At 73.0% G+C, this 11,725-nt stretch carries 11 protein-coding genes; 4 read left to right on the forward strand and 7 right to left on the reverse strand.

Annotated features, from left to right (window positions below):
* Positions 1 to 6: 6 nt before the first annotated feature.
* Positions 7 to 2,322 (reverse strand): polyribonucleotide nucleotidyltransferase, encoded by a 2,316-nt coding sequence (locus HUN58_RS17645; RefSeq protein WP_254631536.1) that lies wholly within the window; start codon positions 2,320 to 2,322, stop codon positions 7 to 9.
* A gap of 290 nt (positions 2,323 to 2,612) precedes the next feature.
* Here HUN58_RS17645 and HUN58_RS17650 point away from each other — a divergent pair, with 290 nt between their 5' ends.
* Positions 2,613 to 3,809: a hypothetical protein gene (locus tag HUN58_RS17650; protein ID WP_180225491.1), complete on the forward strand. Its 1,197-nt coding sequence runs from the start codon at positions 2,613 to 2,615 to the stop codon at positions 3,807 to 3,809.
* A 42-nt stretch (positions 3,810 to 3,851) separates the two neighbouring features.
* On the opposite strand, the gene HUN58_RS20300 is transcribed toward HUN58_RS17650, so the two are convergent.
* The 5 genes from HUN58_RS20300 to HUN58_RS17670 form a co-directional block, all read right to left on the reverse strand.
* Entirely contained in the window at positions 3,852 to 4,802 is a 951-nt protein-coding gene (locus HUN58_RS20300; RefSeq protein WP_217488550.1) for an FAD:protein FMN transferase, read from the reverse strand.
* Positions 4,799 to 5,143 (reverse strand): hypothetical protein, encoded by a 345-nt coding sequence (locus HUN58_RS20305; RefSeq protein WP_217488551.1) that lies wholly within the window; start codon positions 5,141 to 5,143, stop codon positions 4,799 to 4,801. The genes HUN58_RS20300 and HUN58_RS20305 overlap by 4 nt, the downstream gene beginning before the upstream one ends.
* A gap of 105 nt (positions 5,144 to 5,248) precedes the next feature.
* On the reverse strand, positions 5,249 to 5,872 hold the full coding sequence (locus tag HUN58_RS17660; protein ID WP_180225493.1) for a CE1759 family FMN reductase: 624 nt from the start codon (positions 5,870 to 5,872) through the stop codon (positions 5,249 to 5,251).
* 153 nt (positions 5,873 to 6,025) lie between these two features.
* The gene (gene rpsO / locus HUN58_RS17665; protein WP_058742593.1) at positions 6,026 to 6,295 is read right to left on the reverse strand and encodes a 30S ribosomal protein S15; all 270 of its coding nucleotides are present in this window, start codon (positions 6,293 to 6,295) and stop codon (positions 6,026 to 6,028) included.
* A 100-nt stretch (positions 6,296 to 6,395) separates the two neighbouring features.
* A complete protein-coding gene (locus HUN58_RS17670; RefSeq protein ID WP_167510032.1) occupies positions 6,396 to 6,842 on the reverse strand; it encodes a VanZ family protein in 447 nt (148 codons plus the stop codon).
* A 103-nt stretch (positions 6,843 to 6,945) separates the two neighbouring features.
* Between HUN58_RS17670 and HUN58_RS17675 the strand changes: the two genes are divergently transcribed.
* Genes HUN58_RS17675 through HUN58_RS17685 form a run of 3 tightly spaced genes read left to right on the forward strand, consistent with a single transcriptional unit; the run spans position 6,946 to position 9,378 of the window.
* On the forward strand, positions 6,946 to 7,989 hold the full coding sequence (locus HUN58_RS17675; protein ID WP_114849096.1) for a glycoside hydrolase family 6 protein: 1,044 nt from the start codon (positions 6,946 to 6,948) through the stop codon (positions 7,987 to 7,989).
* 43 nt (positions 7,990 to 8,032) lie between these two features.
* Complete coding sequence (locus tag HUN58_RS17680; RefSeq protein ID WP_180225494.1) at positions 8,033 to 9,088, forward strand: M4 family metallopeptidase; 1,056 nt, start codon at positions 8,033 to 8,035, stop codon at positions 9,086 to 9,088.
* Between the two features lie 17 nt (positions 9,089 to 9,105).
* Positions 9,106 to 9,378: a protealysin inhibitor emfourin gene (locus tag HUN58_RS17685; protein ID WP_141860800.1), complete on the forward strand. Its 273-nt coding sequence runs from the start codon at positions 9,106 to 9,108 to the stop codon at positions 9,376 to 9,378.
* 60 nt (positions 9,379 to 9,438) lie between these two features.
* Here HUN58_RS17685 and HUN58_RS17690 read toward each other — a convergent pair whose 3' ends face one another.
* Complete coding sequence (locus HUN58_RS17690; RefSeq protein WP_180225495.1) at positions 9,439 to 11,685, reverse strand: ATP-binding domain-containing protein; 2,247 nt, start codon at positions 11,683 to 11,685, stop codon at positions 9,439 to 9,441.
* Positions 11,686 to 11,725: the final 40 nt, after the last annotated feature.

Raw genomic sequence — 11,725 nt, forward strand, 5'->3', positions numbered from 1 at the left:
CGGCCGTCACTCCCGCGGGAGTGACGGCCGTCGTGGGTCAGCCGGGGACCAACCCTCGGCGTTGTCCTCGGTGTGCTTCTCGTGGCCCTCGCGGCCCTCGGTGTCCACCTCGTCGGCGACGACCGGCGCGAGCGACAGCTTGCCGCGGTCGTCCACCTTGGTGACCTCGACCAGGATCTTCTGGCCGACGCCCAGGACGTCCTCGACGTTCTCCACGCGCTTGCCACCGGCGAGCTTGCGGACCTCGGAGACGTGCAGCAGCCCGTCGCGGCCCGGGAGCAGCGACACGAAGGCACCGAAGGTCGCGATCTTGACGACCGTGCCGAGGAACTGGTCGCCGATCTCCGGGTTCGTCGGGTTCGCGATCGCGTTGACCTGCGCACGGGCGGCCTCGGCCGAGGGACCGTCGACGGCGCCGATGTAGACGGTGCCGTCGTCCTCGATCGAGATGTCGGCACCGGTCTCGTCCTGGATGCCGTTGATCGTCTTGCCCTTCGGGCCGATCAGCTCGCCGATCTTGTCGACGGGGATCTGCACCGAGATGACGCGCGGGGCGGTGTCGGCCATCTCGTCGGGGGCGTCGATCGCCTCGGTCAGCACGCCGAGGATGGCGGAGCGCGCTTCCTTTGCCTGCTTGAGCGCGGCGTCGAGGACCGACGAGGGGATGCCGTCGAGCTTCGTGTCGAGCTGGATCGCCGTGACGAAGTCGGACGTGCCGGCGACCTTGAAGTCCATGTCGCCGAGGGCGTCCTCGGCACCGAGGATGTCGGTCAGCGCCGCGTAGCGGGTCTGGCCGTCGACGGTGTCGGAGACGAGGCCCATCGCGATGCCCGCGACCGGCGCCTTGAGGGGCACACCGGCGTTGAGGAGCGACAGGGTCGAGGCGCAGACGGAGCCCATCGACGTCGAACCGTTGGAGCCGAGGGCCTCGGACACCTGACGGATGGCGTAGGGGAACTCCTCGCGCGACGGCAGCACCGGCACGAGGGCGCGCTCGGCGAGGAAGCCGTGCCCGATCTCGCGACGCTTGGGCGAGCCCACGCGGCCGGTCTCACCGGTCGAGTAGGGCGGGAAGTTGTAGTGGTGCAGGTAGCGCTTCTTCGTGACGGGCGACAGCGAGTCGATCTGCTGCTCCATCTTGAGCATGTTCAGCGTGGTGACGCCGAGGATCTGCGTCTCGCCGCGCTGGAAGATCGCGGAACCATGGACGCGCGGGATCACGGCGACCTCGGCGTCGAGCGGACGGATGTCCGCGAGGCCGCGGCCGTCCATGCGGACCTGCTCGGTCAGGATGCGGCCGCGGACGACCTTCTTCGTGACCGACTTGTACGCGCCGCTGACCTGGCCGTTGGCGGACTCGGGGAGCTCCCCGGCCTCGACCTTGGCCGCGATGGCCTCCTTGACCTTCGCCTTGAGGGCGTCGTCCTTGTCCTGACGCTCGAGCTTGCCGGCGATCTGGTAGACGTCCTTGAGCTCGTCGAGCGCGATGGACTCGACCGCGTCGTAGACCTCGGGGGCGTACGGCGGGAAGACCGGGTAGTCCTGGATCTCCTTGGCCGACTGGGCGGCCATCTTCGCCTGCGCCTCGACGAGGACCTTGAGGAACGGCTTCGCCGCCTCGAGGCCCTGCGCGACGACGGCCTCGTCCGGCTTGGTCGCGCCGCCCTGGATGAGGTCCCAGCTGTGCTCGGTGGCCTCGGCCTCGACCATCATGATCGCGACGTCCTCGTTGCCCTGGTCGTCGGTGACGACGCGACCGGCGACGGTGAGGTCGAAGACGGCCTCGGCGAGCTGCGACGCCTTCGGGAACGCGACCCACTGGTCGCCGATGAGGGCGAGGCGCACGCCGGCGATCGGGCCGGAGAACGGCAGACCGGAGATCTGCGTCGACGCGGACGCGGCGTTGATCGCCAGCGCGTCGTAGAACTCGTCCGGCGCGATGCTCAGGACGGTGATGACGATCTGGACCTCGTTGCGGAGGCCGTCGACGAACGACGGGCGCAGCGGCCGGTCGATGAGGCGGCAGACGAGGATCGCCTCGGTGCTGGGACGGCCTTCGCGACGGAAGAACGAACCGGGGATCTTGCCGGCGGCGTACGAGCGCTCCTCGACGTCGACGGTCAGCGGGAAGAAGTCGAAGCCCTCCCGCGGGTGCTTGCCGGCGCTGGTGGCCGAGAGGAGCATGGTCTCCTCGTCGAGGTACGCGGCGACCGCGCCCTGCGCCTGCTGTGCGAGGCGGCCGGTCTCGAACCGGACGACGCGCTTGCCGAACTTTCCGTTGTCGATGACGGCTTCGGCGAACTTGATCTCGGGACCCTCCAAAAGGGTGCCTCCTTGACGTGTTCGGCAGACCGGGGCGACGGCACCCGTGGTGCGTGCACGCCGAGGGGTCGGGGCGCATGTCTGGCCAGCAGTAGAAGCACTCGGGACTCCGAACGGCCCGCGAGCCACCACCGATGACCAGCTCCGTGCCGGGTCTGCGCAGTGTTTTGGTGTCACAGCGAGTGTGACGTCCGGGGAACGGTCCCCGCACGGTGAGGACTTTACCAGCCCTCAGGCACCACGGCGGCGAGGCGCCGGGGACGCGGGCGTGTCCCCGCTAGCCTGCCGACATGCGTCTCTCTCCGTCCCGGAGCGTGCTCGTCGCGGCCGCCGTGGTCGTCGGCGCGCTCGTCGTGCCCGCTCTGACCGCCGCGCCCGCGAGCGCCACCGACTACCCCACGTGGGCGGACGTGCAGGCCGCGAAGGGCAACGAGCAGGCCAAGCAGGCCGAGATCGGCTCCGTGCAGGACGCCCTGCACGCCGCCCAGGCCGACGCCGCCGCCAAGTCGCAGACCGCGCTCGACGCGTCGGCCGCCGCGGACGCCGCCGAGGCGGACCTCAGCGCCGCCACGCAGGCCGCCACGAGCCTCCAGGCCCAGGCCGACGACGCCCAGCGGACGGCCGACCGTGCTCAGGCCCGGGCCGGTCAGCTCGCCGCGAGCCTGTACCGGGACGGCAGCGAGAACGCGATGGCCACCCGGATCGCGACCGCCGAGGACCCGGACGACCTGCTCTACCAACTCGGCGCGCTCGACCAGCTGACGGGCACGTGGACGGACGTCCTGGACGACGCCTCGGTCGCCGCCCACACCGCGTCGTCGCTGCACGAGCAGGCGACCCGCGCCGAGGACGAGCGGGCGTCCCTCGCGTCGGCTGCCGAGCGGAAGTCCGACGCGGCGACGGCGGCGGCGAAGACCGCGGCGCAGGCGGTCGCGAGCACCCAGCAGCACAGCGACGAGCTGTACGCGCAGCTCGCCTCGTTGAAGGACACGACCGCGGCGACCGAGCAGCAGTACGCCGTCGGGCAGGCGGTGGCCGCGCAGGCGGCGGCGCAGGCACGCGCGGCGCAGGCTGCGGCGCAGGCAGCGGCAGCGGCGAAGGCCCAGGCCACGCCGGGGAGCTCGAGTGCGGCGTCCTCCGGCAACGCGTACCCGAGCACCGACGGCGTCGTGGTCGACCCGGCCGGCGCACAGGCCTACGCCCGCGGCGCCATCGGTGCGTACGGCTGGGGCTCCGACCAGTTCTCGTGCCTCGTGTCGCTCTGGACGCAGGAGTCCGGCTGGCGTGCGAACGCCCTGAACGTGTCGAGCGGGGCGTACGGGATCCCGCAGTCCCTGCCGGCGAGCAAGATGGGCGTGGCAGGAGCGGACTGGCGGACGAACGCGGCGACGCAGATCAACTGGGGCCTGGCGTACATCCACGACGCGTACGGCTCGCCCTGTGCCGCGTGGAACCACGAGATGAGCGAGAACCCGCACTGGTACTGAGCGGGTGCGCGTCCGGGTGACGGCGGGACGCCCCCGGCCCGGTCAGGCGGCGACCGCGTCCTCTGCCGGCCAGCCGCCGAGGCGCACGACCGAGCCGTCCGCTGCGACCAGCCGCGCCGCCCGCCCGCTCTGCCGCAGCCAGTCGACGGCGGCGTGCCCCCGCACCACGGCGGCGGTCGTCATCGTGTTCGCCGTGACACACGACGGCGCCACGACCGTCACGGAGCGCCAGACCGGGTCGACCGGCAGGCCCCACCGGGGGTCGAGGATGTGGTGCCGCGCGTGGCCGTCCTGCTCCCAGCGTCGCTTCTGCGTGCTCGACGTCGCGACGGACCAGCCGGAGGCGATCCGCACGTGGTCCGCGGGATCGTCGTCGAGGTCCTGCACGCGCACCTGCCAGCCGCCGGACGGGTCCGGGCCGGCGGTCGCGACGTCGCCGCCGAGCGAGACCAGCGCACCGATGCCCAGGCGGGCGGTGATGCTCGCCGCGGCCATGTCGGCCGCGGCGGCCTTCGCGGTCGCGCCGAGGTCGAGCGTGACGCCCTCGGGGACGCGCAGGAAGGTGCCGGAGAGCAGGATCCGCTGCCACGCCGGACGGACGTCGAACGCCCGGGCGAGCAGGTCCGGCGACACCTCGGGGCCGGGCCCCGCGGTCACGAGGGCACCGTCGACGAACGCAGCGTCGTAGCCCAGGCGCACCATGCGGCGGCCGAGCGTCGGGTCGACGTCGCCGTCCGTCAGGCGCGCGGCGTCGACGGCCTGGTGCACGAGCGACGCGAGGAGCGGGGAGACCTTGGTGCCGCGGACGAGTGCGTCGGCGCGGGCGAGGAGCTCGGAGTCGGCGCGGAACCGACTGCACGCGGCGTCGACCGCCGCGGTCACCTCGCGCACGCAGGCCTCGGCTGCGGGGAGGTGCCGACGGTCCCGGCGGTCGAGGACGACCCGGGCGGTGGTGGTCCAGAGGTCCCACTCGGCGGCGGCGCGCACGGTCACGATCCCGTCGTCGTCGCGTCGGTGGCGCCGGAACCACCGGTGGTCCCCTGCGAGACGCCCTGGTCCGAGGTGCCGCTGTCGCTCGAGCTGCCCGAGCTGGTGCCGCCCGAGCTGGTGCTGCCCGAGCTGGTGCTGCCCGAGCTGGTGCCGCCCGAGCCCGTCGTGCTCGAGCCGGACGTGCTCGTGCCCGTCGTGCTGGAGCCCGTCGCGCTCGTGCCGGTCGCGGTCGTGACCTCGTGCCCGATCCACACCCCGGCGCCGGCGAGGCCGGCGACCACCAGTCCCGCCGTGCTCACGATCGCGCTGGTGGTGCGTCGCCCGTTCCTGCGGTTGCCGTCCATGGGTCCTCCTCGTCGTCAGGACGAGGCTCGCGGACGGCCCCGGGTGTCCCCGGAGCGTGCGCTGCGCTCGCGCCCCGCGGATCCGATGAGGACTGTAAGAAGGGATCAGTGACCGAGTCCGCCGAGCAGGGACGCGAAGTCCACCGTCTCGGGGAGGGCGTCGGTCCGCTGCGGGGTCCGCCGGGAGGATCGGATCGCCCATGCCAGGTCGACCCCGGCCCGGCGGATGCGTGCGTCCAGGGCGGCCGCGTCCTCCGGGCTCCCCCAGTCGTCGGTCGCGGCGAAGACACCCGTCGGCACGACCGCGGCGCGGAGGTACGCGAAGACCGGACGGAGCGCGTGGTCGATCGCGAGCGAGTGGCGCGCCGTGCCGCCCGTGGCGGCGAGCAGCACCGGCACGTCGGTCATCGCGTCCTTGTCGAGCACGTCGAGGAAGGACTTCGCGAGCCCGCTCACCCCGGCGGTGAAGATCGGTGTGACGAACACGACGGCGTCGGCCTCGAGGACCGTCGCCTGCGCGGCCGCGAGCCCGGGCGCCGCGAACCCCGTGAGCATCGCGTCGACGATCTCGTGGGCGATCGGACGCAACTCGACGTGGCGGACGTCCACCGAGCCTCCCGGCTGGTCCGCCGTGATCGCGGCGACGGCCGACCCGGCGAGGCGATCCGCGAGCAGGCGAGTGGAGCTGGGCTCGGAGAGCCCGGCGGAGACGACGGCGATGGTGGTCATGGCGATTCCCGACTTTCGATGCGTTTGCATGAACATCGTACCGAACCGGCGGACGGGCGCAACCATTCCCCGCCGTCGTGCGCGGGAACGGAGAAGGCCCCGGTCCTCACGAGGAGGACCGGGGCCTTCGGTCGAGCAGTGTCTGCGAGACGACTAGCGACGCAGGCCGAGGCGCTCGATGAGCGCACGGTAGCGGCTGATGTCGACGTCGGAGAGGTACCCGAGGAGGCGGCGACGCTGGCCGACCATGAGCAGCAGACCACGACGCGAGTGGTGGTCGTGCTTGTGCTCCTTGAGGTGCTCGTTCAGGTCGTTGATGCGACGCGTCAGAACAGCGACCTGGACCTCGGGGGATCCGGTGTCGCCCGGGTGGGTCGCGTACTCTTCGATGATCTCCTGCTTGACCTTCGCGTCAAGTGCCATGGATGATCCCCTTTCTGTCCGTTGCGCGGTGCCCGTGCCTGATGCACGAGCGCTCTTCGTCCGCGGCCGTTCGACGGCAACCGGTCGAGACTACCAGAGATCAGACCGTGCGGGCACGCAGGCGGCGGCGTCGCGGGGCCGGCAGCAGGCTCCGGACGAGTCCGACGAGCGTCGCGCCGAGCAGGCCACCGAGGCCGTTCGACAGGACGTCCCGCGGGTCCGCGACGCGGTAGGGCAGCCAGGCGGCCTGCGCTGCCTCGATGCCGACGGACAGGCCGACGCCGACGACGGCGCCGAGGAACCACCACCGGCGGGGCAACCACAGCGCCGCGAGCATCCCGACCGGCACGAACATCGCGATGTTCGCGAGGAACTCGACGCGGTCGTAGCCGAACCAGGCGCCGTGCGGCAGCTGCTGGAGCCAGGCGATGGCGTGCAGGACGAGCTCGCTCTGGGCGTGCGTGAAGACCTGCGGGGTGAGGGTCATCCGCCAGATCACCCAGGCGTAGCCGACGGTGACGGCGAGGAGCAGGGTCTTCCGGAACATCCGGTCAGTATCGGTGCACGCGGCTGGCAGATCCCGGCGGGCCGGCTGGGCGGACGCCGGGTCGCGGTTCCCCGGAGCGGGCCGGACCTGCCAGCATGGACGCATGCCGGAGCAGGGGAACCGCAGTCGCCGGGGTGCCGGTCGGCGCCAGTGGGCGTGGATCGGGGGTGCCGCCGTCGTGGTCGCGGCCCTCGTCACGACGCTCCTCCTCGTTCTGCCCGCGGGCGACCACCCGGACGGTCGGGACGTGACCGACCGACGCACGGCGGCGCAGGCGTTCCCGGGTGGCCTCGCCCAGCAGCCCGCGACCGACAACCAGGCGCTGCGCCGGGAGTCGGACGCCCGGGCCGCCGGTGACACCACCACCGCGTCCCGGCTCGACGTCATCGCGGACCAGCCCGTCGCGACCTGGCTGACCGACCCGTCGCAGGACGCCACCCGCCAGGTCGTCCGTCGTGTCGTGCGGGACGCCGAGCAGCAGGACCGCACACCGGTGTTCGTCCTGTACGCGATCCCCGACCGCGACTGCGGCAGCTACTCCGCCGGCGGGACGACCGAGCGCGACTACCTGCCGTGGGTGCGCTCGGCCGTGCGGGCGATGGCCGGGTCGCACGCCGTGGTGCTCGTCGAACCCGACTCGATCGCGCAGATCCACGTGTGCAAGCGACTCGGCGAGGACCGGCTGCACCTGCTGCGGAAGGCCGTCGGCGAGCTGACCGGACACGGCCTGACGGTGTACCTGGACGGCGGCAACGAGAACCGCGTCCCCGTCACGACGATGGCGGGGTGGCTCCGGCAGGCCGGCGTGGACCGGGTGCAGGGGTTCGCCACGAACGTCTCGAACTTCTACCGCGTCGACCAGGAACGCGCGTACGCGGATCGGCTCGCCGACGCGATCGGGGACGACCCGCACTTCGTCATCGACGTCTCGCGCAACGGTCAGGGCTGGAAGGGCACGTGGTGCAACCCGCCGGGCGCCGGACTCGGGCAGGCACCGCACGTCACCGGTGGCACGACGCGGCTCGACGCCCTGCTCTGGGTGAAGACCCCCGGGCTGAGCGACGGCACCTGCCACGGCGGACCACCGGCCGGGCAGTGGTGGGAGTCGTACGCGCTCGCGCTGGTCGAGAACCGCAAGCAGGACTGAGTTCCGTCGGCCACCGGTCGGGGGTCGGTGGTTGCATGACGCCATGACCGCGCCCGACCGCATCCGCTCCGTCGTCCCGCCCTACCTGCTCCGCGCCGTCGCCGACGCCGCCGAGCACCCCCGCGCCGCCGCGGCCGCCCGGACGGCCCTGGGCGAGATGACCGCGGTCGCGGCGCCGAAGCGGGAGCACCGCATCCGTCCCCAGGGCGTCGTCGGCACCGTCGACCGCTCCCCGCAGCGGACGATCGCCGACGCGGCCGGCGGCACGACCCTGCCCGGGCGGGTGGTCCGCCGCGAGGGCGAGCCGGACACCGACGACGCCGCGACGGACGAGGCGTACGCGGGCCTCGGCGCGACGCACGCCTTCTGGCTCGACGTGCTCGGGCGGGCCTCGGTCGACGGCGCGGGACTCCCCCTCGACGCCACGGTGCACTACGGGCAGGACTACGACAACGCGTACTGGGACGGGCAGCGGATGGTCTTCGGCGACGGTGACGGCGAGGTGTTCAACCGCTTCACGATCGCCCTCGACGTGATCGGCCACGAGCTCGCGCACGGCGTCACGCAGTACACCGCCGACCTGACGTACGAGGGGCAGTCCGGCGCGCTCAACGAGTCGGTGTCGGACGTCTTCGGCTCGCTCGTCGCGCAGTACACCGCCGGGCAGACCGTCGACCAGGCGAGCTGGCTCATCGGCGAGGGGCTCTTCACGGACGCGGTGCACGGGGTCGCGCTCCGCTCGATGCGGGCGCCGGGGACCGCGTACGACGACCCGGTGCTCGGCAAGGACCCGCAGCCGGCGACGATGGCCGGGTACGTGCAGACCACCGAGGACTCCGGCGGCGTGCACGTCAACTCGGGCATCCCGAACCACGCCTTCTTCCTCGCCGCCACGGCCATCGGGGGTCGGGCGTGGGAGGGTGCCGGCGCGGTCTGGTGGGACGCGCTGGTCTCGCCGTCGACCACCGCGGGGATCGACTTCGCGGGCTTCGCGGGCGTCACGCTCGACGCCGCGTCGGCCCGCTTCGGTGCCGGGTCGACCGAGTGGACGGCGGTCCGCGACGCCTGGCGGACGGTGGGCGTCCACACCGCGTCGTGACGGCGTACAACCGGGGCATGCAGATCGTCGTCCGTCGCAGCGGTGGACTCGCCGGCCTGACGCGGGGCTGGCGGGTCGACACGGAGTCGTGTGCCGACCCGGACGCCTGGCACGAGCTCGTCGGCGCGCTCCCCCACGAGTCGCCCGGCGCGCGTCGCCGCACGGTGCCGGACGACTTCACGTGGACCGTCACGGTCGCGCGGACGACCGTCGAGATCCCGGGCAGCCAGCTCGACGGACCATGGGCCGCGCTCGTCTCACGGGTGCGGAACGAAGGCGACCCCGCCTGACCGCGTCCCGCCTGACCGCGTCCCGCCCGTCCGGTCGGTCGACCCGGACGGGCGCGGTCGTCAGTCGGTGACGTCGACGACCACGAGCCGCCGGGTCGGCCGGGTCATCGCGACGTAGACGGCCGCGGCCGCACGTGCCGCGTCGGCCCCGACCCGCTCGGGGTCGACGAGCAGCACGCCGTCGAACTCCAGGCCCTTCGCGTCGGCACCCGTGAGCACCGTGACCGACCCCGGACGCGGCGAGCCGAGCCCCCGGACGTCGGCCTGCGTCGCCGCGAGCCGTTCCCGGACCGCAGACACCGACGCCTCGGGCACGATCACGCCGACGGTGCCGGAGCCGATCCGGTCGCGCTCGGACAGCACGAGTTCTGCGACCCTGTCGAGCAGCGCCTCCCGGGACACCGAAACGCGGTCCACCGGGTCGCCGTCCCGCACGGCCTCGGTCCGGGTGACGGCGAGCCCGGCGGCGTCCGCGAACGCGCCGGCGGCCTGGACGATCGACCGCGGCGTGCGGTAGTTCACGGTGAGCTCCGCGATGCGGTGCTCGATCGGCACGAGCGGCGCACGACCCCGGCGACGACGGGCGAGCGCGCCGACGACGTCGTCCCACGAGCGGGCCGCGGCCGGCGACGACGCCTGCGCCATGTCGCCGACGATCGTGAACGACCGGAGCGGGTTGCGGCGGGCGAGGACGCGCCACTGCATCGGCGAGAGCTCCTGCGCCTCGTCGACCACGATGTGCCCGTAGGTCCACTCGCGGTCCTCGGCGGCGCGCTCTGCCGTGGTGCGGGGGTCCCCGCCCTCGGCGAAGGAGCCGGCGACCTGCTCCGCGGTGACGATGCCCTCGACGCCCATGTTCTCGATCGCCTGCCGCGCGTTCTCGACGTCGCGGGCGTGGCTCGCCTTCGCACGGCGCTTCGCGGCCCCGCCCGTCGGGTCGAACGGGCCGAGGAGCTCTGCCGCCTCGTCGAGGAGCGGAACGTCCTCGACCGTGAAGCCCGAGCCGCGCGGGCGTTCGAGCAGTGCGCGCTTCGCCGGGGTCCAGTCCGGCGTGAGCGACGCGAGCCAGTTCGGCCGGGCGTAGAGGTCCTCGAGGAACTTCTCCGGAGGCAGCGGCAGCCACGCGGTGTTGAGCAGCACGCGGGCGTCGTACGAGCTGCGGATGTCCTCGCGGAGGACCTTCTCGTCGGCTTCGTCGACCGTGGTGCCCCGCTCCCGGAGCTGGTCGGCGAGCAGGCGGGTCATCGCGTCCAGGGCGATCTTGTTGAACGTCACCCGGGCGACGTTGTGCGGCTTCCCCCGGTCCTGCGCGCGCTTCATGGCGTCGGCCACGAGCTGCGGCGGGACGGTGAGCCGCTCGCCCTCGACGTCGAGCGTCACGGACGCGGTCGGCACGACCTGGCGCGAGCGGACCGCCCGGCGGAGCAGGGCGGCCATCTGCGCCGAGCCCTTCACAGCGGCGACGTCGCCGTGGTCGTGCGTGGTCGCGTGCAGGCCCGGGTACAGCGACCCGAGCGACGCCATCACGACGCCCGTCTCGCCGAGCGACGGGAGCACCTGCTCGATGTACGTGAGGAACGCCGACGACGGCCCGACCATGAGCACCCCGGAACCGCGCAGGCGCTCCCGGTGCGAGTAGAGCAGGTACGCGGCACGGTGCAGCGCCACGGCGGTCTTGCCCGTGCCGGGGCCGCCCTGCACGATGAGGACGCCCTCGAGCGGCGAGCGGATGATGCGGTCCTGCTCGCCCTGGATCGTCGCGACGATGTCGGTCATCCGGCCGGTGCGCTCCGCCGTGACCGCCGCGAGCAGCGCGCCCTCGCCCTGCAGGTGCGTGCGCTCGTCGTCGTAGAGCGTCGCGTCGAAGACCTCGTCCTCGACGCCGACGACGGTGCGGCCGTCGAGGGTCAGGTGTCGGCGGGCGCGCATGCCCATCGGGTGCGCCGCGGTCGCCTGGTAGAAGGCGCTCGCACCGGGGACGCGCCAGTCGAGCAGGAGCGGGCGGTGCTCGTCGTCCCGCAGGCCGACACGGCCGATGTAGCGGAACGTGTCCTCGTCGTCGTCCGGCTCGGAGACCTCGAGCCGACCGAACACCAGGCGGTCGCCGACCCGGTCGAGCGTCGCGATGGTGTCCTCGTACAGTCGCGCGTACGCGTCACGCTCGCTGCGGCTTTGGTGGTTGCCACCGACCGCCTGTCGGCGGGTCTCGGCGAGCCGCTGCTCGGCCTCCGCCGTCAGCTCGTCGAGCCGCGCGAACAGCCCGTCCACGTAGCCGCGCTCGCGGTCGATCTCGGTCGGTTCGGACACACGCCACCCTTCGGGAAACAGGGGTGTCCAGTGTAGTCCC

It is taken from the genome of Curtobacterium sp. Csp1 (assembly GCF_013347185.1).